This window comes from Arthrobacter sp. CMU6, assembly GCF_059090205.1.
Genome location: NZ_JBNHFL010000012.1, coordinates 94,784 through 117,988, shown reverse-complemented (window position 1 = coordinate 117,988; position 23,205 = coordinate 94,784). Strand labels below are relative to the sequence as shown.

Genomic DNA, 23,205 nt, shown 5'->3' with positions numbered 1-23,205 from the left:
CGTCGCTGTCAACCAGCTACGCAAGTACAGAACGGAACTTCACTTGTTCGGACATATTAGTGCCCAGGCCCAGCCGCAGGCCGGCGGCGGCATCGACATCATGACCATCCTGCTGTTCGTCATGCTCGGCGTTTTCATCTTCATGATGTTCCGCCGCAACAAAAAGACCCAGCAGCAGCAGGCAAAGCTGCAGTCGCAGTTTGCTCCCGGCATCGAGGTCATGACCAGCTTCGGACTGTTCGGCCGCATCGTGTCGATTGACGAAGCGGAGAACAAAGTCGTCCTGGAGCTGTCGCCCGGCAACCTGGCCACCGTCCACCGCCAGGCAGTGAACAAGATTGTGGAACCCGCCGCCGAAACCCAGGCCGTTCCCGACGACGCGTCAGCACTGACGGCCGACGGCCCGCTGGCCCCTGAAGCCAAGGCGGGCACGGCCGACGAGACCCCGGACGAGACCCTCAAGCGCCTCAATGACGAGGGCAAGAAGGACATCTAGTCCGCCGCTTCCGCGCAGCACAGCTGTCTACGGCCGCGGAGCCGCCGGGTGCGACAAGGCTCGCTCCGGCGGCCCTCCGCAATTAATAGAAAGATAGGCAATGGCACGAACTGGCCGCAATAAACCATCCCTTCGGGTGTTGGTCTGGCTTGGCGTAATCCTGGCTGCCATGACGGCCGTCCTTGCGGGCGGCACAATGGCCGGAGTTGCCAGCTGGAGCCCGAAGCTTGCCCTGGACCTGGAGGGCGGCACCCAGATGATCCTGGCACCCAAGGTTGAGGGTGGCTCGGACATCAACGAGGAGCAGCTCAACCAGGCGGTGGCCATCATCCGCCAGCGCGTGGACGGCTCCGGTGTCGCTGAGGCTGAGATCAGCACGCAGTCCGGCCGCAACGTGGTGGTGAGCCTTCCCGGCACCCCGTCCACGGAGACCCGCGCCCTCATCCAGGCCTCCGCGGACATGAACTTCCGACCGGTCCTCGTCACGGGCCCGGGGGCAGCGGTTCCCGCCGCGGAACAGACGCCTGCTGCCCAGCTGCCGAAGCCGACGGCCAAGCCGACGAACGCCAGCGATTCGAACTGGATCACCGCGGACGTCCAGAAGCAGTTCGAGGCCCTGGACTGTGACAACCCGGCCCAGGACAAGCAGGAACGTTCCGACCCCGCCAAGCCGCTGGTCACCTGCGAGCCTGCCACGGACCAGACACCCGCCATCAAGTACATCCTGGGGCCGGTCGAGGTCAAGGGTGTTGAGATCCAGGGCTCGACGTTCCAGCTCCAGCAGGGCGCCCAGGGTGCCGTCACCAACGAATGGGCTGTGAACATCCAGTTCAACGCCGAGGGAACGGCCAAGTTCAAGACGGTCACCGAACGCCTCAACCAGTTCTACGTTGCCGCCGGCGGTGAGACCGGCAGCGACCCCAAGTCGCAGTTCGCCATCGTCCTGGATGACCAGGTCATCTCCGCACCGCGGTCCCAGGCCGTGATTACCGACGGCCGCCCGCAGATCACCGGCGGCTTCACGGAGCAGTCAGCCAAGGCGCTGTCCGACCAGCTCCGGTTCGGTGCCCTGCCCATCAGCTTCGACATCCAGAGCGAGCAGCAGATTTCCGCCACCCTCGGCGGTGAACAGCTCAGGATGGGCCTCCTCGCAGGCCTGATCGGCCTGCTGCTGGTGGTTGTCTACTCGCTGTTCCAGTACCGGGCGCTCGGCTTCGTCACCATTGCGTCGTTGGTGGTGGCGGGCGCGCTCACGTACCTGGCCATTGCGATCCTCGGCTGGACCGAGAATTACCGGCTGTCCCTCGCCGGTGTGGCGGGCATCATCGTGGCAATCGGCCAGACGGCGGACTCGTTCATCGTGTACTTCGAACGCATCCGTGATGAGCTTCGCGAAGGCCGCGGCCTGGTCTCGGCAGTGGAGAACGGCTGGAAGCGGGCCAAACGGACCGTTCTGGCATCCAAGGCGGTCAACCTCCTGGCTGCACTGGTGCTGTACTTCGTGGCCGTCGGCAACGTGCGGGGCTTTGCCTTCACGCTCGGCCTGACCGCCATCGCCGACCTCATCGTCGTCTTCATGTTCACCCACCCCACGCTGCAGCAGCTGGCCAGGACCCGGTTCTTCGGCGAAGGCCACAAGTTCTCCGGCCTCGACCCTGAGCGCCTCGGTGCGGTGCCGCTCTACCGCGGCGCCGGCAGGCTCCGCACTCCGGAGGACAAGCCGTCAGTGATGCGCGCCAAGAACACCGGTGCCGCGGCTGAGGCGGAGCGCCGGATGACCATCGCTGAACGCCGCCGCGCGGAGCAGCAGGAGCAGCTCGCCGGTACCTCCAAGGGCCCGGCCAAGGAGGGCAAGTAATGTCCAGTTTCGCGAAATTCGGTAACGACCTCTACACGGGCAAGCGGTCCTACGACTTCGTCGGGGCCAAGAAGATCTGGTTCGCCGTGGCCGCTGTGGCGGTGGCGCTGTCCATTCTGATCCCGGCGGCCAAGGGCGGCTTCAACCTCGGCATTGAGTTCCGTGGCGGTTCCGAGTTCACGGTGTCCAACGTCAAGACCACCGAAGCAGCCGTAGGCGAGAAGGCCGTCCACGACGTCGTTCCCGGCAGCGTGCCGCGCGTCGCCAACGTCGCCGGAACCACCATGCGGATCCAGACGGACAAGCTCTCCGATGACGAGACCCTCAAGATCAAGGAGGGCCTCACCAAGGCCTACGGCGTGACCGACAACGAGGTGACCTCCACCTTCGTCGGGCCCACCTGGGGAGCTGACGTCACCAAGCAGGCCCTGATCGGCCTGGTGGTCTTCGTTGCCCTCGCGACGGTCCTGATGGCCCTGTACTTCCGGACCTGGAAGATGTCCCTCTCGGCCATCGTGGGCATGCTCGTCACGATGTTTATTACAGCCGGTGTCTACGCCCTGAGCGACTTCGAGGTCACGCCCTCGGCGATCATCGGCTTCCTGACGGTCCTCAGTTACTCGCTGTACGATACCGTGGTGGTGTTCGACAAGATCCGTGAAAACACTGCCGACATCGACTCCTCCACGCGCCGGACCTTCGGCGAGGAAGTCAACCTCGCGGTCAACCAGACCCTGGTCCGTTCCATCAACACCATGATGGTGGCCATCCTTCCGGTCGGGGCGATCCTGTTCATCGGGGCCGGGCTGCTGGGTGCGGGAACCCTGCGCGACCTTTCGCTGGCCCTGTTCGTCGGGATCCTGATCGGCACGGCCGCGACGATCTTCATCGCGGCCCCTATGTACGCCTGGCTGCGCCAAAGCGAGGCGCCGCTGGTCAAGCAGGCGCAGCGTGTCAAGCAGCGCCGCGCCGACGCTGCTGCCAAGGCTGCGGCGGGTGAGGCCGCGAAAGCCTAGAGCCCCGTCTTAGACCGGATGCCGTCACCGCGACGGCGTCCGGTCTTTGCGTTAAGCGACTGTCAGCGTCGCGGCGTGCTGTCCGGGTGCCGGTCTGCGTACCTGGCTGCGCCGTTGGTGACGGACGCGGTTATCGGTCAGGCCCGGAGCGGGAATAGACTGGGATAATTAAACGGGTCGTGAGGGGTACTTCATTGGAAGAGGGTTCGACGTCGGCGCCAACGGCAGCCGGAGGCAACGGTCCGGGCCAGGGACAGCAGACTGGCCTGGTGGCTGCCGGACGCCCGGCGCCCGGCGTGCCTGTGGACAACTCCGGCGTCCGGCCCACATTCCCGGGCCGGCGTGAGCGGACGAGGTCCCGCCTGGCACGCCTGACGGGCCGCAGCACCGCAACGTACTCGCCCATCCTGGAACCGCTGCTGCGTACCGTGCGGGCGAACAACCCCAAGGAAGACTTCGACCTCATCCAGCGCGCCTTCGTGGTCGCGGAGCAAAGCCACCGTGGGCAAAAGCGCAAGAGCGGTGATCCCTACATCACCCACCCTGTCGCCGTCGCGACCATCCTCGCCGAGCTGGGGCTCAGCGGCACCACTCTGGCCGCCGCCCTCCTCCACGACACCGTGGAGGATACGCCCTACACCCTTGAGGACCTCCGGGCGGACTTCGGGCCCGAAGTGGCCATGCTGGTTGACGGCGTCACCAAGCTGGACAAGGTCAGCTTCGGTGAGGCAGCCCAGTCCGAGACCGTCCGCAAGATGGTCGTGGCCATGGCCAAGGACATCCGTGTCCTCATGATCAAACTTGCGGACAGGCTGCACAACGCGCGCACATGGCGGTTCGTCTCCGCCGAGTCCTCGGCCCGCAAAGCCCGGGAGACCCTGGAAATCTTCGCACCGCTGGCACACAGGCTCGGCATGAACACCATCAAGTGGGAGCTCGAGGACCTGTCCTTCGCGGCGCTTTATCCCAAGGTGTACGAGGAAATCGTCCGCATGGTGGGGGACCGTACGCCGGAGCGCGAAAAGAGCCTCAGCGTCATCCGGAACCAGATCGCCGACGATCTGCGCACGGCACGGATCAAGGCTACGATCACCGGCCGGCCTAAGCACTATTACTCGATCTACCAAAAAATGATCGTCCGGGACAAGGACTTCGACGACATCAATGATCTCATGGGCGTCCGGGTCCTGGTGGACTCGGTCCGCGACTGTTATGCCGCCCTGGGCACCCTGCATTCGCGCTGGAACCCGCTGCCTGGCCGGTTCAAGGACTACATCGCGATGCCGAAGTTCAACATGTACCAGTCCCTCCACACCACGGTCATCGGCCCCGGCGGCAAGCCGGTCGAAATCCAGATCCGCACGCACGAGATGCACCGCCGCGCCGAGTACGGTGTGGCCGCGCACTGGAAGTACAAGGACCAGCCGAACCGGACCGCCACCGGACCAGGCAGCCCGCGCGACGGCGACATGGGCTGGCTCCGCTCCTTGGTGGACTGGCAGCAGGAAACGTCCGATCCCGGCGAGTTCCTCGACTCGCTCCGGTTCGAGATCAATGCCCGCGAAGTGTTCGTGTTCACGCCCAAGGGCGAAGTCATGGCGCTGCCGGCCGGCTCCACCCCGGTGGACTTCGCGTATGCCGTGCACACCGAGGTGGGCCACCGCACCATCGGGGCCCGGGTCAACGGCAAGCTCGTGCCGCTCAACAGCGAACTCAACCACGGCGACTGGGTGGAGATCTTCACTTCGAAGGCCGAGGGGGCCGGCCCCAGCCAGGACTGGCAGCACTTCGTCAAGAGCGCCCGGGCACGCAACAAGATCCGGCAGTGGTTCAGCAAGGAACGCCGCGAGGAGGCGATCGACCGCGGCAAGGAGCTGCTGACCCGTGCCATGCGGAAGCAGAACCTTCCGCTGCAGCGCCTGATGACGCACGACGCGCTGGCCGCCGTGGCCGAGGACTTCAAGTACGTCGACATTTCCGGGCTGTACGCCGGAGTGGGTGACGGCCACACCTCCGCGCAGTCCGTCATGGAAAAGCTCGTGGAGAGCCTTGGCGGCAACGAAACGCCCGACGACGACCTCACCGAAGTCAGCATCCCCACCCAGGTCAGCAAGGCCCGGTTCTCGGATTCCGGCGTGGTGGTCCGCGGCGTGGGCGACGTCTGGGTGAAGCTGGCCCGCTGTTGCACCCCTGTGCCGCCGGACCCGATCCTCGGCTTCGTCACGCGCGGCTCGGGCGTGTCGGTGCACCGGACCGACTGCACCAACGTGGCGGGCCTGAAGGACCAGCCGGACCGGATCGTCGACGTTGACTGGGCGCCGACGCAGTCAAGCGTCTTCCTGGTGGAGATCCAGGTGGAGGCGCTGGACCGGAAGTCCCTCTTGTCCGACGTGACGCGCGTGCTCTCCGAGAATCACGTGAACATCCTGGCGGCCAGCGTCCACACGTCCACGGACCGCGTGGCCATCTCAAAGTTTGCCTTCGAGATGGGTGACCCCAAGTACCTCAGCCACGTGCTCAGTGCTGTACGGCGGATCGACGGGGTGTTCGACGTCTACCGGACCACGGGCAACCGCCGGAGAAGCTAACAGCGAGAGCTTCTCCAGGGCTGCGTTCTTGTGCGGCAGCCGGGGCATCGCCTCGACGGCCAGCATCAGGAGCCGGAGCCTGACATCGAGTTCGGGCTTGGCCAGGAGCAGCCTCAGGGCCGGAACTGCCCGCTCGGTCTCCACATGCAAGGCGATGTCCAGTGCCGTCCGGGGCGGACTGGACACCATGAGGCCGCCCAGGCTGACGACGTCAAACGGCCCGAGCCGGACCTCGTGGAGCGTGCAGCCGCGGGTGGAGCGAAGGCTGGAGATGCGGCGCTTGGCATCCACCAGGAGGGCCAGCCGGTCCGGCTCGCGGGCGCAGCCATAGATCCAGGCGGCAGTCATCCGTCCTGCCACCACGCGCCGCCGTACCTGGGCCGGCACTCCGTGGGCCGCCGCGCGTGCCCGCAGTTGCGGGGACGCTGCCGTCCCGGGAACGGTGTAGCCGTGCTGATAAAGCTGCGTGAGCACGCCGTCGGCCGCCATGGACTGGAGCTCAGGCCAGGTGAAGGGAAGCCCCGGCGAATAGAGCTCCTGTAGCTGGGCGGGGGAGTCCGCGGGCAGGGAATCGCATCTGGCCAAGGAGACATGGGCTTGGGTTACATGTGTCTGCGAACCAGATGCCTGTGAAGCTGGTCCCTGTGTAACAGGGGGCTGGGAGAACGGTGCCATTCCGTCATCCTGCCGGAAGCGGACTTAACGGGTAAGGCCCCGCCCCGGCTATGTGGATAACCGGGACGGGGCCTGTGCGGATGCTCCCTAGGAGAGCTCGCTCGCCGACCGCTGGATCTGGTCCAGCCATGCCTGGCGGGCTTCCAGGGCTTCCCGTGCAGCCTTGATCTTGCGCTGGTCGCCTGCCTTCTCCGCCTCGGCCAGGTCATCCTTCAGGCCGGCGATGGCGGATTCGAGCTGGCTCAAGGCACTGTTGGTGCGGGCCTTGGTCTCCGGGTTGGAGCGCTGCCACTTCTCGTCCTCGGCCTGGCGGACTGCATCCTCGATCCGGCGCAGCCCGGCCTCGATCCTGCCCATGTCCGCACGCGGAACCTTGCCGGCCTCTTCCCAGCGGTCGTGGATGGACTGCAGGGCCTTCTTGGCGGCGGCGATGTCCTTGACCGGAACGATGGACGACGCCTCCTCGAGGAGAGCCTCCTTGACCTTCAGGTTGGCGGCGTATTCCTGGTCGATCTCGTCGTTGGCGGCCTGGCGCGAGCTGAAGAAGACATCCTGCGCGGCGCGGAACCGGGCCCACAGTGCGTCGTCATCCTTGCGGCTGGCACGCGGTGATGCCTTCCACTCGTCCATCAGGCGGCGGTATTCGCCGGCAGCGAAGCCCCAGTCGGTGGACGTCGACAAAGCCTCGGCCTCCGCAATCAGCTTCTCCTTGGCAGCCTTCGCCGCCGAGTTGTTGCTGTCCAGCTGGGAGAAGTAGGCGCGGCGGTGCCGGTCGAAGACCGTCCGGGCGGCACGGAAACGCTTCCACAGGGCGTCCTCGTTGCTGCGTCCCAAGCGGACCCCGCTCTTCTGCGCGGCCTTCCAGCTTTCAAACAGCTCGTTCATGCGCGCGCTGGACGTCTTCCACTGAACCTGGGCCGGATCGGTGCCGGAGATCGCCTCGGCCTCGGCCACGATGGCCTCACGTGCGGCGAGCTCGGCGGCGCGGACGGCGTCGTGCTGTGCCTTTTCCGCCTTCTCCAGCTCCGTGATCTGGGTGGACAGGGTGTCCAGCCGGCCCTCCGCGGAACGGATGTCGCCCACCATGTTCCGTTCACCGAGCTGCTCGCGCAGGTGCGTCACGGTCTTCTGCATGTCAGTGGTGGGGGCCTTCGAGGCCACGCGCTGTTCCAGCAGGACAATCTGGGCGACGATGTCGTCATACTTCCGGGCGAAGTAGGCCAGGGCCTCGTCGTTGCTGACGTCCGGGTACTGGCCGACGGGGTGTTCCTCGCCGTCAATGGTCAGGAACACGTGGCCATCGCCCTCAACGCGGCCCCAGCGGGCGGCTTCGGCAAGCGAGGTGGCCGGTGGTGCCTGCACCGGCGTTACGGTGGCAGCAGGGCCGGCCTTGGGCCGGGCAGCAAAGGCTGCCGGGGTCGGTGCGGGCCGGTGTGCCGGCGTCGGACGCGGTGACGGTGCGGGGCTGGGTGCCGGCGCTTCCTCCACAGCTTCCGGCTGCGGGCTTTCCTGCGTGGCTTCGGCCTGTGGCGCCTCGGGCTCAGCAGCGTCGGCCTGCGCCGCTTCGGGCTCAGCGGCCTCGGCCTGCGCCGCCTCTTCCGGCTGCGCCTGCGGGGCGTCGGCCTGCACCTCACCCTCAGGCTGCACCTGATCCACAGGCTCGGCAGCCTCCGCAGGCTCGGCCGCTTCCACGGTCTCGGGGGAAGCCTGGACCTCGGTCACTTCGGCTGCTGTTTCGTCGGATTTCTGACTGTCTGTCACCGCTAAAAGTCTTTCGCTTGGAGGAAGATACTCATCCATAAGTCGCCTGTGGCCGCTGGCGCGGCAGGGGTTCCTACTTCAGAGAAAACGAGTCTATCGTGACTGCTTCCGCAGGTGCGCCGTCCGTGTCACTTTCGCCCGTCTTAAGACCGGCAGCCGCAATCTTCGTCACGACATCCAGGCCCGAAGTCACCTTGCCCACGATGGTGTAGCCGCCGGCCGAGTCGGCCGGAATGACGGTGTCCTTGTAGACAATAAAGAACTGGGTCCCATTGCCGTAGGCGTTGTTGCCCGTACGGGCCACCGCAATGGTGCCGGCAGGATACTTGTTGTCCGCCGGCGTGTTCTCCAGCGGCCCCCAGGTGTAGTTGGGGTCGCCCTGGCCGTCGCCGGTCTTGGAGCCGCACTGCAGGACACCGAAGTTCTCGGCGGTGGTGAGGCGGTGGCAGCTGACGCCCTTGTAGTAGTTCTGGTCGGCAAGGGACTTGAACACGGCGGCTGCCTGCGGGGCCTTGGTGCCGTCCAGCTGCACGCCCAAGGTGCCCCGGTTGAGCTGCAGTGAGCCGGTGAATGTTTTGCCTGCCGCCGTCGCGGGCTTGGGGATGTTTGCCGCGTTGGTCTGCGAGGCAGTAGGAGTGGCGGAGGCGGACGGTGTGGCTGACGGAGAGGCAAGGCCTGCCTCGGCAGCAGCGAATTCCTCTTCGGTGGGGTTCCCGGCAAACACTGTCAGTTGAAGAACGACGGCGAGCACCACCGCCGCGGCCGCCGCACCTCCCGCCACCAGGTTGTCCCGCTTGCGGCGCTTCTCCTGGGCCCGGCGAAGCTCGCGTTTGGCTTCCATCTGCTGGATGCGCCTCTTGGCTTCGCGTGTTTCGCGTGGACTGGCCGCCACGGGTCCTCCTCATCGATCGGACTGCCCGGCCGGGCAAGCCCCTGAAGGCATCCCCGGCTGCAGATTGCACTGCGGCAGCCCCGTCACCGCCCGGGTTCCCCGCATTAGAGATGCAGGCGCCGAAAGCATAAACTGACTGCCGCACATAAGTTTATGCAGAACAGGCTGGACTCCCGCCGCTGCCGCAGCTGTTTGGTTCCAAATAGCGACGCGGAACATGGCGCAGCGGCTCCCGCCTTCGTTTACCTGAGGAGAAACTCCACCATGGCACGCACCGCCTCCCTGTCCGGATTCCCCGAGTGGCTTCCCGAGGAGCGGCTGGTGGAGCAGCATGTCCTGGACTCGCTGCGCCGCACGTTCGAGCTGCACGGTTTCGGCTCCATCGAGACCCGCGCCGTGGAAACGGTCGGCCAGCTGCTGCGCAAAGGCGAAATCGACAAAGAGGTCTACGGGCTGAGCCGGCTCCAGGACGACGAGGGAGAGGAAGCGAAGGGCAAACACGATCCGCACGCCCTGGCCCTGCACTTCGACCTCACCGTGCCGTTCGCCCGGTACGTCGTGGAAAACGCCGGCTACCTGGCCTTCCCCTTCCGCCGCTACCAGATCCAGAAGGTCTGGCGCGGGGAACGCCCGCAGGAAGGCCGCGCCCGCGAGTTCACCCAGGCGGACATCGATGTGGTGGGCGACGGCGAGCTACCCTTCCGCTACGACGTTGAGATCGCCCTCGTCATCGCCGAGGCGCTGGGCGCCCTCCCCATTCCGGAGTTCCGGCTGCGCATCAACAACAGGAAGCTCGCCGAGGGCTTCTACCGGGGCATCGGCCTACCCGATACCGCAGGAGTGCTGCGCAGCATCGACAAGCTGGAGAAAATTGGTCCGGAGAAGGTGGCGGAGCTCCTCAAGTCCGAGCTCGGCGCCACCGACGAGCAGGCACAGGCGGCGCTGAAGCTGGCCGGTATCAAGACCGAGGACACATCCTTCGTGGCGCAGGTCCGCTCGCTCGGCGTCAGCAACGACCTCCTGGAAGAGGGACTGAACGAACTCGAACAGGTGATCGAGGCCGCCGTGAAGCGGGTCCCGGGCAAGGTTGTTGCGGACCTCAGCATTGCCCGCGGCCTGGACTACTACACCGGCACGGTCGTGGAAACCGTCCTGGTTGGCCACGAGCAGCTCGGCTCGATCTGCTCCGGCGGCCGCTACGACGCCCTGGCGAGCAAGGGCAACCGGAAGTTCCCAGGCGTCGGGCTGTCCATCGGCGTGACCCGGCTCGTCTCGCGCATCCTCAGCCAGGACCTGGCCAAGGCTTCCCGTTCCGTACCCACGGCAGTGTTCGTGGCGCTCACATCGGACGAGAGCTGGGGCGAGGCGCAGGACGTGGCCACGGAGCTGCGTAGCCGCGGCATCGCCGCCGAGGTAGCCGCGAAGGCAGAGAAGTTCGGCAAGCAGATCAAGTTCGCGGACCGGCGCGGCATCCCCTTCGTCTGGTTCACGGACGAGGACGGCAAGCACCAGGTCAAGGACATCCGCTCCGGCGTGCAGGTGGACGCCGATCCGGCCACGTGGACGCCGTCGGACGAGGACATTCGCGTCCAGGTCATTCCGGCTCCCGTCTCCTGAGCTACGGTTTCCTGGGTTACCGTCTGCCGGGTAACCGCAGCCGGCGCTTCCGCAATGTAAGTACGGCGGCGCGCCCGGCGAGTCCGGCGGCCATGACGGCCGCCATGCCGAGCACAGAGGCCGCGGGCAGGGTAAATGCCAGGACCAGGCACCCGGCCAGCCCTGCGGCGTTGAGCCACCTGGGCGCGTGCCGGGGCCGGTCCCTGAGGGTGAACGCTGCGGCATTCGTTACCGCGTAATACAGCAGGACGCCGAAGCTGGAGAAGCCAACCACCGTGAGCACGTCGGTGGTCAGCAGCAGCAGAACGACGACGGCGGCCACCGCCAGTTCGGCCGTTACCGGCACCGTGTGGTGCCCGCCCACCCTGGCCAGGGGAGCGGGGAGGTCGCGTTCGCGGGCCATCGCCATGGCCGTGCGCCCCACCCCGGTGATCAGGGCAAGCAGAGCGCCGAGAGAGGCGGCGGCCGCACCTGCCTGGACTGCCGGCGCCCCGGCGGCCAGCCGGGACTGTTCCACAGCGTCGAGCAGCGGCGCCGTGGAGGAAGCAAGCACCTGCGGTGAAAGATGCGCCAGAAGCAGCGCCCCCAGCAGCAGGTAGATAACCAGGGCGCCTGCCAGGGCACCGAGGATGGCGCGCGGTATGACCCGCGCCGGGTCCTTCACCTCCTCGCCGAGCGTGGCGATGCGGGCGTACCCCGCAAAGGCGAAGAACACCAGGCCGGCGGCGGGCAGGATGCCCCAGACGCTGCCGGCCTGCCCGGAAACTGTCCCGCCGTCAGGAACGTGAGGTCCCAGAATGCTCGCGGCGGCCACGAAGGCCAGGGTGGCCAGGACCACGGCCAGCAAAATGCGCGTGAGGAAGGCCGTCCGGGTGATGCCCAGCAGGTTCACTCCCGTCAGCGCGGCCACCGCTGCGATGGCCACGGGGGTGGCGTAGCCCGGCGCAACGTACTGGCCGAAGGTCAGGGCCATGGCAGCGCAGGACGCCGATTTGCCGGTCACAAAACCCCACCCGGCAAGGAACCCGGGCCACTCGCCGAGCTGCTTGCGGCCGTAGACGTATGTGCCACCGCTTTGCGGATACATTGCGGCGAGCTGGGCCGAGGCGACGGCATTGCAGTAGGCCACGGCGCCGGCCAGCGCTATGGCCGCAAGGAGCAGCGGTCCGGCCAGGCGGGCGGCCGGCGCGAAGACGACAAAAACGCCGGCGCCGAGCATGGATCCGAGCCCGATCGCTGTTGCATCGGCCACACCGAGCCTACGTTGCAGCTGCTGGTGCTTGGTCATGGCAGGGCGGGAACCTTTCAAACGGGTAAACTCGGACGGGATCGTTTCCGCAACGATCGTATTTAAACTTCATTCTGTCTTCCTTCTGAAAGGAATGCTGTGCTGCGCACACATGACCTCGGATCCCTTCGCTCCGAGCACATTGGACAAACCGTAACCCTGGCAGGCTGGGTCGGCCGCCGTCGTGATCACGGTGGTGTCGCATTCGTCGATCTGCGTGACGCCTCGGGCGTGGCGCAGGTGGTGGTCCGTGAGGAAGAGGTCTTCCACGGGCTGCGCAACGAATATGTGCTGCAGGTGACCGGCACGGTGTCCAAGCGCCCGGAAGGCAACGAGAACCCTGCCCTGGCCACGGGCGAGGTGGAGGTCATGGCGGACAAGGTGGTCATCCTCAACACCGCCGACGCCCTCCCGTTCCAGATCGATGAGCACGTGGAAGTGGGGGAGGAAGCCCGGCTCAAGCACCGCTACCTGGACCTGCGCCGCCCCGGCCCCAGCCGCAACATCCGCCTCCGCTCCGAGGCCAACCGCGTGGCCCGCGAGCTGCTGCACGAGGAGGGCTTCGTCGAAATTGAGACGCCGACCCTGACGCGTTCGACGCCGGAAGGCGCCCGTGACTTCCTGGTCCCCGCCCGCTTGGCGCCGGGTTCCTGGTACGCGCTGCCGCAGTCCCCGCAGCTGTTCAAGCAGCTCCTGCAGGTGGGCGGCTTCGAGAAGTACTACCAGATTGCCCGCTGCTACCGTGACGAGGACTTCCGCGCCGACCGCCAGCCCGAATTCACCCAGCTCGACATCGAGGCCAGCTTCGTCGAGCAGGACGACATCATCCGGCTCGGCGAAAACATCGTCAAGGCTGTTTGGAAGCTGATCGACGTCGAAATCCCGACGCCGATCCAGCGCATCACCTACGCCGACGCCATGGCCCGGTTCGGGTCGGACAAGCCCGACCTCCGGTTCGGCCAGGAGCTGACCGAGCTGACCGAGTTCTTCAAGGACACCAACTTCGGCGTCTTCAAGGCTCCCTACGTCGGCGCTGTCGTCATGCCCGGCGGCGCCTCTCAGGCCCGCCGTGCCCTCGATGCCTGGCAGGAGTGGGCCAAGCAGCGCGGCGCCAAGGGCCTGGCCTACGTCCTCTACAAGGAAGACGGCGAGCTCGCAGGCCCCGTGGCCAAAAACCTCACCGAGACCGAACGCGCGGGCCTGGCCGACGCCGTGGGCGCCAAGCCGGGCGACTGCATCTTCTTCGCCGCCGGCGAGAAGACCCCGTCCCGTGCGCTGCTTGGTGCTGCCCGCGTTGAGATCGGGCACCGCACCGGCCTGATCGATCCCAGCGCGTGGGCCTTCTGCTGGGTGGTGGACGCCCCCATGTTCGAACCCGCCGCGGCCGCGGTGGCGTCGGGCGACGTGGCAGTCGGCGCCGGCCAGTGGACCGCCGTGCACCACGCCTTCACCTCACCGAAGCCGGAGTTCCTGGACAACTTTGAGCAGGACCCGGAGGCCGCGCTGTCCTACGCCTACGACATCGTGTGCAACGGCAACGAGATCGGCGGCGGATCCATCCGTATCCACGAACGCGAAGTTCAGGAGCGCGTCTTTGAGCTCATGGGCCTGGACAAGGCCGATGCCCAGACGAAGTTCGGGTTCCTGCTGGAGGGCTTCAAGTACGGCGCCCCGCCGCACGGCGGCATCGCCTTCGGCTGGGACCGCGTGGTGGCGCTGCTGGCAGGCGTGGACTCGATCCGCGACGTCATCGCCTTCCCGAAGTCCGGCGGCGGCCACGACCCGCTGACCGACGCCCCGGCCCCCATCACCGGCCAGCAGCGCAAGGAGGCCGGCGTTGACTTCAAGCCGGAAGCCAAGAAGCCGGAAGAGAAGAAGGCCGACTAAGCTGCGCGGCTGGCGTCAAGCGTCACGTAAAGGCGTGAGCTGACGCGAAGCATCACCAGGAGCAGGAGGCTCCCCGGATCTGCAGCGCAGATCACCGGGGAGCCTCCTGCCGTTGACGAAGGAGGGCCGCGGCCGTGACCGACATCGACATGCCCGACACCGACATGCCCGATGCCGCCTTGCCGGATGCTGCCTTGCCCGATGCCGGCCTCCCGGATCTGGAAGCGGCCATGGATGCAGCCTGGCCGGCACCGGATAGGGAGCAGTCCGGCGGCTGGGTTCTCCGCGCCGCCAACGGCGTGACCCAGCGTGCCAACTCCATCTGGCCGCGTTCGGAGCCCCAGGGGACGCGGGATGAACGGCTCGCGGCGCTGCGGGATGCCCGGGCCTGGTATAGGGGCCGCCGGCTGCCGGTGATCTTCCAGGTCTTCGACACTCCCGGCAGCTCCGCGCTGAACGCCGTCCTGGATGAGGAAGGCTTTATACGGCAATCCGAGACGCTGGTCATGGTGCGTGCAGCTGACGTTGCACCTGCGGCCGGCGGGGACGCTCCGGAACCTGGCGCCGGCGTCGAAGTGAGCGAACGTCCATCGGCGGAATGGCTGGACCTGTGGTGGTCCGTGGACGGCCGCGGCGGAGCCGCGGAACTGGAGGCCGCCCGTGCCATCCTCACCGGTTGCCCGGCACTTTACGCCCTGGTGAGGGACGACGACGGCGGGCCGGCCGCCGTCGGACGCCTCGCCGTTGTTCCGGGCGGGACAGCGGTTCCCGGTACGGGAGGTGTTCCCGGCGCGGTAGGCAGCTGGGGCGGGCTGTACTGCATGGCCACCCGGCCCGATGCCCGGCGCCGCGGGTACGCCACCCGGGTCCAGCAGGCCATGTTCAGCGCAGGTGCGGCGCGGGGACTGGCCGGTTACTGGCTGCTGGTGATGGCGTCGAACACCGCCGCCCGGGAGCTGTACTCCCTGGCAGGCTTCTGTGAAGTGTCCCGCTATTACTACCGGCAGGAGCGGCCCCGACGGTCGCTGACCGGCTGCTGAGCGGGGCTCCACTCCGCCGTTTCGACGGTTCCCTGCTCGCTCGACGCCGCGAAGCATCGAAGCGGCAGGGAACCGTCGAAACGGGCGGTAGCGGGGCTAGATCTCTTCGGTCCGATAATGCAGGCCCATCCACGGGGCGGTGACCAGCTCGCCGTCGTATGCGGATGCTGCGGGCTTCTCTGCGGATGCCGCAGGGCCAAGCGGCTGTTGCCGCCGGGTTGCCGGTAGCCGCGGGACCTGGAACGGCCAATGGCGCGGGTACCCGGTGCGGCGGCCGGTGTGTTGCCTCATGGTCTTTTCCTTCCGGTGCGGCGTCGGCTCAGCGGTCCTGGAGGGCGGACAGCTGCGCTTCGGCCTGCCGCCGGCGTGCGGTGCCCGCCAGGTATGGTCCGCCCAGTTCGCCGATGGGCGTGGCGGCGGTCTCCCGGGACCAGAATGCGGATCCTGCGGCGATGAGCATGCACACGGTGCCGAAGACGGCCACAGGCACCCAGCCCCAGGCCCCGGGGGCCAGCAGCATCCCGGCGATCATCGGACCAAAGCCGGCGAGAACCAGGCCGAACTGGTTGCCCAGCGCCATGCCTGAGTAGCGGACGGGCGCTGCGAACTGTTCGGCGAAGAACGCCGGCCAGACGCCGTTGAAACCCGAGTACAGCACCGTCATGTTCAGGAAGGCGGCAAGGAACACCAGCACGATGTTGCCCGAGGAGAGCGCCAGGAAGTACAGGAAGATCGTGACGGAGCAGCCGAACGCGGCGGTCAGCAGGAGAGGGCGGCGGCCAATCCGGTCGGACAGCCTGGCCGCCAGCGGCATGGCGAACATGGACAGGCCGATGGCCACGGCGTTGACGGTCAGGATGGATGCCCGGTCGAACCCGGCGTCGGACGTGGCATAGGCGAGTCCGAACACGGTGAAGATGGTCTGCATCACGGACATGATGGACATGCCAGCCACCCGCAGCACATCGGGGGCCTGGAAGCGGAGCACTTCCTTGATGGGCATCGGGGCCACCTGGCGGCGTTCCTGAGCCTCCTCGAAAACCGGTGTTTCATCCAGATGCGTGCGGACCCAGTAGGCGATGGCCAGGACCACGATGGAGAGCCAGAACGGGATGCGCCAGCCCCAGCCCATCATGGCTTCCCGGGGCAGGGACGTGACCGGGATGAAAACCAGGGTGGCCAGCACCATGCCGGAGGCGTACCCGGTCATCACGAAGCTGGTGAAGAACCCGCGCCTGCCTTCGGGTGAGTGTTCCAGCGTCAGGGTGGAGGCACCCGCCGACTCCGCGCCGGCGGAGAAGCCCTGCGCCAGCCGGCCCACCACCAGCAGGATGGGGGCCCACACGCCGAGCTGCTCGTAGGTTGGCAAGAAACCGATGCCGAGGGACGCCACGCCCATGATGCCGAGGGTCAAGAGCAGTATTTTTTTGCGGCCCAGCTTGTCGCCGAAGTGGCCCATTACCAGGCCGCCCACAGGCCGCGCGACGTACGCGACGCCGAATGTGGCGAAGGCGCCGATCAGACCCACGGCCGGGTCCGCGGACGGGAAGAACAGGTGCGGGAACACGAGGGCCGCGGCGGTGCCGTAGATGAAGAAGTCGTAGTACTCCAGCGTGCTCCCGAGGAAGGACGCCAAGGCGGCCTTCCGGGGCGTTTTCCGCGGAGCCTGCGTCGTTGCCTGCACTGGAACCTGCGGTGAGGGGGTGGTGGTCACGGGAATCTCCTTAAGACTGCGTTGTCTCAATGGGAGCCGGCGTGGTCTCCGGGAGGTGGAAATCCACCGCAAGGATCTGCCGGCTGTTGGGGAACGAGTACGCCTTCAGCGGTTCGTGGAGCGGATGCGTGTTGTAGACGGCGATGTCCTCGGCACGTTCAAAGTCGGCCACGATGGCGTAGTCGAAGGAGCGCTCCGTTTTGAGCACGTCCGGACCATGGCTGAGGCTGAGCATGCCGGGGATCTTTCCGGCCATGTTGTTGAGCCCGTCAATCCAGGCCTGCCGGTCAGCCGGCAGGAAATCGGGCTTGAACTGGAAGAGCACCGTGTGGCGGATCATCTCACGCACCCACCAGTTCCGTAGCCGGCTGGTCAGCCGTGCTGTCGCCGCGGGACGGGTACTCGGGGGACTGGCCGGCAAGGGCACGGCCGGCGAGATAGCCCATGGTCATGATGGGCCCAAGGGTGGCGCCGGCCCCGGGATAGCCTGCCGCGTAGGCGTTTTCGGTGGTGTTGCCGGCGGCGAACAGGCCCGGAAGGGGACGGTTGTCGACGTCGAGCACGCGGGCGGACCCGTCGGTGGCCACGCCGCCATTGGTGCCGAAGGCGCCGTTCACCACCTCCAGCGCGTAGAAGGGCCCCGACTCGAGCGGACCCAGCGAGGGATTCGGCCACGGGCAGTCGGCGTCGCCCCAGTATTTGTCGTAGGCGCTTTCGCCGCGGCCGAAGTCGGGGTCCTCGCCCTTGACCGCGAACTCGTTGAACCGGGCCACTGTGGCCTCCAGGTTTTCCGCCGGGACGTTGATCTTGGCGGCAAGTTCAGCCAGCGTGGGCGCCTCGATCAGGTAATCCGGCGTCGGCTGGCCTGCGCGGTGGGCCAGGATGCCGTAGCGCTCCAGGTAGCCGTGGTCCACGATCACGTGCGCCGGGGTGTTCAGCGCGCGGTTGGCGGCGGAGTCCCAGGACTGCAGGCTGCGGGCGAGGTCGTTGTAGTTCTGCGACTCGTTGGCGAAGCGGCGGCCGTGCCGGTTCACCATGATCGACCCCGGGCCCTGGCGTTCGAACCGCAGCAGGGTGCCGACCGCCTGCCCGTCGCGGGTGTCGCCGGTGACGGACATCGGCGCCCACCAGGCTTCGCGGGTGCCGCGGGTCTGGCCGCCGACGCGCTGCGACATCCGCAGCCCGTCGCCGGTGTTCGAGGGCGGCGAGCACATCGTGTAGAGCCGGGAAGCGAGCATAGAGTCGGCCAGGGCCCTGTCCCATTCGAAGCCGCCGGTCGCGAGCACCACGCCGTCGCGGGCATGGAACGCCTCGCCGGTTTCGAGTTCGACGCCGGTCACCCGCCCGCCGTCGGTGAGCAGGCGGTGACCGCGTGCCCCGGTGACGAGGGTGGCGTCGTCCCGGACCAGGCTGGCGAGCAGCATGGACACGAGGGCCTGCCCCTTCGCCACGAGCCCGCCGTCCTGGCGGGCGGCCAGTTCGTCCCACGGGAACTTGGTGAAGGCGCCCCACTCCTCGTATTCCTGCATGGTGAACGGGGCGCGGCCGTCACTGCGCACGTGTGCGCGGAGGCCGCCCAGGGCTTCGGCGCTGTTGAACAGCTCGGGCTCCACCGTGCGGCCGCCCGTCACTGCACCCGGGAGATCCTGCCGGTAGTCGGGGAAGTTGTCGAGGAAGATGAAGCGGACGCCGCACTCCGCCTCGACGAAGCGGAGCATCTGGTCGCCGTAGTCCAGCGCAGCGTCCAGCAGCTCCTCGCGGCCCCTGCCGCGGGCGACGGCCCGCACGTACTCCTTGGCCGCGGCCTTGGAATCAGTGATCCCGGCCTTCCGTGCGTGGTGGTTGTCCGCCACCCACAGCATGCCGCCGGACACGGCGGAGGTCCCGCCCAGGAGGTCGCTCTTTTCGAGGACGACGACGGACTTGCCGGCCCGGGCGGCGGTGGCCGCCGCGGTGAGTGCTCCCGCACCCGAACCGACGACGACGACGTCGTAGCTGTCGGCGGGCGTTCCGTTGACGAATTTCATGGGTTGCCTTTCAAAAGGAAGTTGGTGGGTGCTGTGCAGGTGGGTCCTGCTGAGTAACGTGGCGTCAGACGGCCGTATAGCCGCCGTCGATGACGAGCTCTGAACCAGTGGTGAAACGCGACTCGTCCGAGGCCAGGTAGAGCACGCCGTACGCGATCTCATCCGGTTCGCCCTGGCGGGGCAGCGGGTTGGAGCCAACCAGCTGCTTGTAGTAGGCCTCGGGACCGATGTCCGACTGCTCGGCAGAGCGGCGGCTCATCCTGGTGTTCATGGATCCGGGATGGATGGAGTTGACCCGGATGCCGTAGCCGCCATAGGCCGCGGCGTCCGACTTGCTCAGCAGCCGCACTGCCCCCTTGGTGGCGTGGTACAGCGGAACGTTCCGGCCACCGGTGAGGCCGTGGATGGAGGAGAAGTTGACGATGCTGCCGGTGCCCTTTTCGATCATGCCGGGGACCACGTGCTTGGTCATCAGCCAGACGCCTTTGACGTTGACGTTGAAAATCGTGTCGAAGTCGGCCGTCGAAGCGGTGTGGGACGCTCCTGCCGGGCCGATGATGCCGGCGGCGTTGACCAGGATGTCCGGCGTGCCCAGTTCGTCGCGGACCTGGCGGATGGCGTCGGCGACGCTGGCCTCGCTGGTGACGTCGACGTCGAACTCACTGATGTTTTCGTGGGCCGCGGCGGCGGGGGTGCCAGCAACGTCCAGGCTGGCCACCTTTGCGCCGTGTTCGGCCAGGAGGGCGGCGGTGGCGCTGCCCAGGTTTCCGCGGCCTCCGGTGACAATGGCCGTCTTTCCGGCCACCCGGTTCTGGATGGGATTCATGTGGTGCTCCTCGTGATCCTGCAGCCTCGTCGCTGCTTCCCAGCCAGCGTGGCAGGGGACCTGTGAGCGGAACCACATGATTACCAATGAACGGTAAAACCGGTCTTCAGTGGCTTTGCCGGAGCGTGCCCTTCAGCTCGCCCCGCCAGCCCAGGGCACGGGAGATCCCGCGCGCCGCGGCCATCAGGACGGGCACCCGGGCCGGCGCGTTCTCCTCGTTGCGCGGCACCACCACGCTGAGCGCCGCGCGGACTGTGTTGTCGGGGCCGAACACCGGCACGGCGATGCCGCTGGACTCCGGCACGATCACTCCGGGCATGGCGGCGAAGCCGCGTTGCCGGATCTCGGCCAAGTGGCGCCGGAGCGCGGCCGGCTCGGTCAGGGTGGTCTCGGTGAACTTCGTCAGTGGCCGTGCGAGGAAGGCGTCCTGGTACGCGGCGGGGGAGTGTGCCAGCAGGACCAGTCCCGAGGACGTGGCGTGGACCGGCAGCCTGCCGGCGATCTTGGTGATGTCCACGATGGTCTTGTCCGAGCCGAGCCGCTCGATGTACAGGACCTCGTCCGAATCGAGGATGCCCAGCGTGGTGGAGTGCTGCACCACGGCCTGGACGTCCTCCATGAACGGCAGGGCGGCCTCGCGCAGGCCCAGCATCTTGGAGCCCCGGGAAGCCAACTCCCACAACCGCGTGCCGATGTGGATGTCCCCGCCGGGCTCGCGTTCCAGCAGCCGCTCGAGCAGCAGGTCGTTCACCAGCCGGTAGGTGGTGGTCACCGGCAGGCCGGTGCGGCGCCCGAGCTCGGCAACGCTCATGGCGGGGTGCCGGTCATCGAACGCGCTCACGATCTTCACGAAGCGGCCGATGATCGACTCGCCGGACGCGGAGTTTGCCACTGTTCCTCCTGTGTCGATTCCCGCTCAATGGTAATCCTCCTCCCGGGCGGCCGTTCGCCCCGGTCTACTGGGGCTTTGGCAGTCAACGCCTGCCGCCGCAAAGGTGTGGCCGGCAGGAAGAACGGAGCAGGAACCATGACGGAAACCGCAAAGACGGCGGTCTGTGACGTCCTCGTCATCGGATCGGGCGTGGCCGGGATGGCCGCAGCATTGAAGGCCGCGTCGCAGGGATTGAGCGTGATCGTCGCGGAAAAGGAACAGTACTTCGGCGGAACCACCGCCATTTCCGCCGGATGGGCCTGGGTCCCCGGCAACAAGCACGGCCTTGCACAGGGCGATACCCGCGAAGACGCAGAGACCTACCTGAAGAACCTGGCGCCGGAGACGTTCAACGAAACGGGAGTTCGGAACTTCCTGGACACCGTGCCCGAGGCGATCTCCTTCTTCGAAAACGAAACCGACGTGAAGTTCACCTACCCCGAGAAGGCCCCGGACTACCAGATGGACCTGCCCGGAGCGAGGCTGTCCGGCCGGGCCATCCTGCCGCAGGACGTGGACGCACGCGTGCTCGGGGACAAGCGGCTCCTGATGCAGCCGTACCTGAGCTCCTACACAGTCTTCGGCTACATGCCGCAGGTAGGACCGGACATCAACGAGTTCTTCCACGTGAACCAGTCGGTCAGGTCCTTTATCTACGTCGCCCGGAAGCTGCTGCGCACCTGGGCCGACGCCGCCCGCTACAAGCGCCCGGTTCTGCGCTCCAACGGCAACGCCCTGATGACCCGCATGGTCAAGAGCGCCGATGACCTGGGCGTCCGGTTGTGGAAGTCCTCACCCGCGCTTTCCCTCACCAGGGACGACGCCGGGACCGTCACCGGTGCGGTCATCGGGGGAGAGCACGCCGTCACCGTCACGGCGCGGGCCGGCGTCATCCTCGCCGCCGGCGGATTCTCCGGGAACAGGGCGCTGCGGCAGCGGTATTTTCCACATGATGCCGGCGGCGACGACCACTTCACCCCCACCATCGGCCATGGCGGTGACGCCGCCACCCTGGCGATGGGCGCCGGCGGCTACATCGATGATTCCGTGTTCAGCGTTGGCTCCTGGGCGCCGGTGACCGTATTCAGGTACCTCAGCGGCGAACAGCGGCTCTTTCCGCATCTGCGGGCCATCGGGCTGCCCGGGCTGATCGCCGTCGACCGCCACGGCAGGCGCTTCGGCAACGAGGCCCTGAGCTACCACGACTTCGGCGGGGCCATGATCGAGCACAACAAGGACGAAGACAGGACCTTCGGCTACGTGATCGGCGACGCGAAAACGATGCATAAATACGGCGTCGGCTATGCCAAGCCGTGGCCGATGCCGCGCGGCTACTTCTACCGGACCGGGTACCTGGTCAAGGGGAACACCCTTGCTGAGCTGGCCGGCAAGCTACGCATCGATGCCGCGGGCCTTGAAGCCACCGTGGCCGAATTCAACCCGGCCGCGCAGCGCGGCGAGGATCCCGCATTTGGCCGCGGCTCCACGCAGTACAACCACTTCCGGGGCGACCTCGAACACAAACCGAACCCGAACCTCGCGCCGGTGGGCAAGGGTCCCTACTACGCGGCGAGGATCCAGATGGGCGATCTGGGCACCTTCGCCGGCCTCCGCGTCAACGAACACTCCGAAGTGGTCACAGCTGAAGGATCGGCGGTTCCGGGGCTCCTGGCCGTGGGCGCGGCAGCGGTAAGCGTCTTCGGCGGCGGTTACCCCGGCTACGGCTCCCACATCGGCCCGGCTTTGGTGTTCGGCTACCGTGCCGGACGGGACATCGCCAGGCTTGCCGGGGAGCGGAACGGGGTACGGAACGCGGAACGGCTGGCCGAAGTGGCGGGCCGCTAGGCGCCGGGCCGGAGACCGCCATGGCCAACTCTCCCTCGGGGGAATCGGTGATCAGCCGGGTGGTGCGGCTCTTGGGCGCCTTCGACCGGGACCTGCCGGCCATGACGCTCTCCGGCCTCGCGCGCCGCGCCGGGCTCCCGCTGACCACCGCGCACCGGCTCGTGGATGACCTGGTCCTCCACGGCCTGATCGAGCGGCTGCCGGACGGGAACCTGTGCTCCGGGATGCGGATGTGGGAGCTCGCCGCCCGGGGCTCCCGCGCGCTCAACCTCCGTGAGCTGGCGCTGCCGTTCATGGAGGATGTCCAGGCAGCTGTCCATCAGCACACCACCCTCGCCGTGCTGGACCACGGCACCGTGTTGTACGTGGAGCGCCTCTCCTCGCCGCACTCCAGCCTGGACGCAGCCCACATTGCACAGCGGATGCCCATCCACGCAGCCTCGTCCGGCCTGGTACTGCTGGCTTTCTCGCCGCCCGCTGTCCAGGCCGAGGTGCTCGCGAAGCCCCTCAAGGCTGTCACGCCCGAGACCATCACTGACCCAGCCCTTATCCGCAAGCACCTGGCCGAGATCAGGCAGCGCGGCTACGTGGCCTTGCCCGGCATTGGCGTCACCGAGTGGACGGGCATCGCCGTGCCCGTCTTCGGACCGGGCAACGCGGTAGCCGCGGCGCTCAACGCCATCGTGCCGCGGCAGGAGGCGGCTGTTCCGCTGATCGTCCCCGCCCTGCTGACCGCCGCGCACG

At 67.3% G+C, this 23,205-nt stretch carries 18 protein-coding genes and 2 pseudogenes; 10 read left to right on the top strand and 10 right to left on the bottom strand.

Annotation, left to right across the window (positions count from 1 at the left end; genetic code table 11):
- Positions 1-100 precede the first annotated feature (100 nt).
- From yajC to AC5RWD_RS10660, 4 genes are all read left to right on the top strand, one after another.
- On the top strand, positions 101-496 hold the full coding sequence (yajC, locus tag AC5RWD_RS10675; RefSeq protein WP_494019978.1) for a preprotein translocase subunit YajC: 396 nt from the start codon (positions 101-103) through the stop codon (positions 494-496).
- Between the two features lie 100 nt (positions 497-596).
- Positions 597-2,354, top strand: a complete 1,758-nt coding sequence (gene secD, locus AC5RWD_RS10670; RefSeq protein WP_494019964.1) for a protein translocase subunit SecD — start codon at positions 597-599, stop codon at positions 2,352-2,354.
- A complete protein-coding gene (gene secF / locus AC5RWD_RS10665; RefSeq protein ID WP_494019963.1) occupies positions 2,354-3,370 on the top strand; it encodes a protein translocase subunit SecF in 1,017 nt (338 codons plus the stop codon). The genes secD and secF overlap by 1 nt, the downstream gene beginning before the upstream one ends.
- Positions 3,371-3,564: 194 nt before the next feature.
- Positions 3,565-5,958 carry a RelA/SpoT family protein gene (locus tag AC5RWD_RS10660; protein WP_306923928.1) on the top strand — a complete coding sequence of 798 codons (2,394 nt, stop codon included), beginning with the start codon at positions 3,565-3,567 and terminating at the stop codon, positions 5,956-5,958.
- Here the strand turns inward: AC5RWD_RS10660 and AC5RWD_RS10655 are convergent.
- The 3 genes from AC5RWD_RS10655 to AC5RWD_RS10645 form a co-directional block, all read right to left on the bottom strand.
- Positions 5,839-6,543, bottom strand: coding sequence for a hypothetical protein (locus tag AC5RWD_RS10655; RefSeq protein ID WP_494019962.1), 705 nt, complete (start codon positions 6,541-6,543; stop codon positions 5,839-5,841). The genes AC5RWD_RS10660 and AC5RWD_RS10655 overlap by 120 nt on opposite strands.
- Positions 6,544-6,720: 177 nt before the next feature.
- Positions 6,721-8,394, bottom strand: coding sequence for a DUF349 domain-containing protein (locus AC5RWD_RS10650; RefSeq protein WP_494019961.1), 1,674 nt, complete (start codon positions 8,392-8,394; stop codon positions 6,721-6,723).
- A gap of 73 nt (positions 8,395-8,467) precedes the next feature.
- Positions 8,468-9,286 (bottom strand): peptidylprolyl isomerase, encoded by an 819-nt coding sequence (locus AC5RWD_RS10645; protein ID WP_494019960.1) that lies wholly within the window; start codon positions 9,284-9,286, stop codon positions 8,468-8,470.
- 264 nt (positions 9,287-9,550) lie between these two features.
- Between AC5RWD_RS10645 and hisS the strand changes: the two genes are divergently transcribed.
- Positions 9,551-10,903 (top strand): histidine--tRNA ligase, encoded by a 1,353-nt coding sequence (hisS, locus tag AC5RWD_RS10640; RefSeq protein WP_494019959.1) that lies wholly within the window; start codon positions 9,551-9,553, stop codon positions 10,901-10,903.
- A gap of 16 nt (positions 10,904-10,919) precedes the next feature.
- Here hisS and AC5RWD_RS10635 read toward each other — a convergent pair whose 3' ends face one another.
- A complete protein-coding gene (locus AC5RWD_RS10635) occupies positions 10,920-12,191 on the bottom strand; it encodes an APC family permease (protein WP_494019958.1) in 1,272 nt (423 codons plus the stop codon).
- A gap of 99 nt (positions 12,192-12,290) precedes the next feature.
- Between AC5RWD_RS10635 and aspS the strand changes: the two genes are divergently transcribed.
- Both aspS and AC5RWD_RS10625 read left to right on the top strand, forming a co-directional pair.
- Positions 12,291-14,078: an aspartate--tRNA ligase gene (aspS, locus tag AC5RWD_RS10630; RefSeq protein ID WP_494019957.1), complete on the top strand. Its 1,788-nt coding sequence runs from the start codon at positions 12,291-12,293 to the stop codon at positions 14,076-14,078.
- Between the two features lie 164 nt (positions 14,079-14,242).
- Positions 14,243-15,118 carry a GNAT family N-acetyltransferase gene (locus AC5RWD_RS10625; RefSeq protein ID WP_494019977.1) on the top strand — a complete coding sequence of 292 codons (876 nt, stop codon included), beginning with the start codon at positions 14,243-14,245 and terminating at the stop codon, positions 15,116-15,118.
- A 96-nt stretch (positions 15,119-15,214) separates the two neighbouring features.
- Here the strand turns inward: AC5RWD_RS10625 and AC5RWD_RS10620 are convergent, their stop codons facing one another.
- The 6 genes from AC5RWD_RS10620 to AC5RWD_RS10595 all read right to left on the bottom strand — a co-directional run bounded on the left by AC5RWD_RS10620 (position 15,215) and on the right by AC5RWD_RS10595 (position 20,577).
- A complete protein-coding gene (locus AC5RWD_RS10620; protein WP_494019956.1) occupies positions 15,215-15,409 on the bottom strand; it encodes a hypothetical protein in 195 nt (64 codons plus the stop codon).
- Positions 15,410-15,437: 28 nt separating this feature from the next.
- On the bottom strand, positions 15,438-16,832 hold the full coding sequence (locus tag AC5RWD_RS10615; protein ID WP_494019955.1) for an MFS transporter: 1,395 nt from the start codon (positions 16,830-16,832) through the stop codon (positions 15,438-15,440).
- Positions 16,833-16,842: 10 nt separating this feature from the next.
- Positions 16,843-17,172, bottom strand: coding sequence for a Dabb family protein (locus AC5RWD_RS10610; protein ID WP_494019976.1), 330 nt, complete (start codon positions 17,170-17,172; stop codon positions 16,843-16,845).
- Between the two features lies 1 nt (position 17,173).
- A complete protein-coding gene (chcC1, locus tag AC5RWD_RS10605; RefSeq protein ID WP_494019954.1) occupies positions 17,174-18,859 on the bottom strand; it encodes a 4-oxocyclohexanecarboxylate 2-dehydrogenase in 1,686 nt (561 codons plus the stop codon).
- Between the two features lie 64 nt (positions 18,860-18,923).
- Positions 18,924-19,685, bottom strand: coding sequence for an SDR family NAD(P)-dependent oxidoreductase (locus tag AC5RWD_RS10600; RefSeq protein WP_494019953.1), 762 nt, complete (start codon positions 19,683-19,685; stop codon positions 18,924-18,926).
- A 106-nt stretch (positions 19,686-19,791) separates the two neighbouring features.
- Positions 19,792-20,577, bottom strand: coding sequence for an IclR family transcriptional regulator (locus AC5RWD_RS10595; RefSeq protein WP_494019952.1), 786 nt, complete (start codon positions 20,575-20,577; stop codon positions 19,792-19,794).
- Between the two features lie 135 nt (positions 20,578-20,712).
- Here AC5RWD_RS10595 and chcC2 point away from each other — a divergent pair, with 135 nt between their 5' ends.
- From chcC2 to AC5RWD_RS10580, 3 genes and pseudogenes are all read left to right on the top strand, one after another.
- Positions 20,713-22,461, top strand: a complete 1,749-nt coding sequence (gene chcC2, locus AC5RWD_RS10590) for a 4-oxocyclohex-2-ene-1-carboxylate 5-dehydrogenase (protein ID WP_494019951.1) — start codon at positions 20,713-20,715, stop codon at positions 22,459-22,461.
- Between the two features lie 20 nt (positions 22,462-22,481).
- Positions 22,482-22,649 (top strand): annotated as a pseudogene (locus AC5RWD_RS10585) (helix-turn-helix domain-containing protein); the annotation flags it as partial.
- Between the two features lie 36 nt (positions 22,650-22,685).
- Positions 22,686-23,201 (top strand): annotated as a pseudogene (locus tag AC5RWD_RS10580) (IclR family transcriptional regulator); the annotation flags it as partial.
- Between the last annotated feature and the right edge of the window lie 4 nt (positions 23,202-23,205).

What these genes read in the sequence shown, in the direction of transcription:
- hisS (WP_494019959.1), top strand. Translation starts at nt 9,551, where the DNA reads ATGGCACGCACCGCCTCCCTGTCCGGATTCCCCGAGTGGCTTCCCGAG.
- secD (WP_494019964.1), top strand. Translation starts at nt 597, where the DNA reads ATGGCACGAACTGGCCGCAATAAACCATCCCTTCGGGTGTTGGTCTGG.
- AC5RWD_RS10625 (WP_494019977.1), top strand. Translation starts at nt 14,243, where the DNA reads ATGCCCGATGCCGCCTTGCCGGATGCTGCCTTGCCCGATGCCGGCCTC.
- AC5RWD_RS10600 (WP_494019953.1), bottom strand. Translation starts at nt 19,685, where the DNA reads ATGAATCCCATCCAGAACCGGGTGGCCGGAAAGACGGCCATTGTCACC.
- AC5RWD_RS10635 (WP_494019958.1), bottom strand. Translation starts at nt 12,191, where the DNA reads ATGACCAAGCACCAGCAGCTGCAACGTAGGCTCGGTGTGGCCGATGCA.
- yajC (WP_494019978.1), top strand. Translation starts at nt 101, where the DNA reads ATGACCATCCTGCTGTTCGTCATGCTCGGCGTTTTCATCTTCATGATG.
- chcC1 (WP_494019954.1), bottom strand. Translation starts at nt 18,859, where the DNA reads ATGAAATTCGTCAACGGAACGCCCGCCGACAGCTACGACGTCGTCGTC.
- AC5RWD_RS10620 (WP_494019956.1), bottom strand. Translation starts at nt 15,409, where the DNA reads ATGAGGCAACACACCGGCCGCCGCACCGGGTACCCGCGCCATTGGCCG.
- chcC2 (WP_494019951.1), top strand. Translation starts at nt 20,713, where the DNA reads ATGACGGAAACCGCAAAGACGGCGGTCTGTGACGTCCTCGTCATCGGA.
- secF (WP_494019963.1), top strand. Translation starts at nt 2,354, where the DNA reads ATGTCCAGTTTCGCGAAATTCGGTAACGACCTCTACACGGGCAAGCGG.
- AC5RWD_RS10610 (WP_494019976.1), bottom strand. Translation starts at nt 17,172, where the DNA reads ATGATCCGCCACACGGTGCTCTTCCAGTTCAAGCCCGATTTCCTGCCG.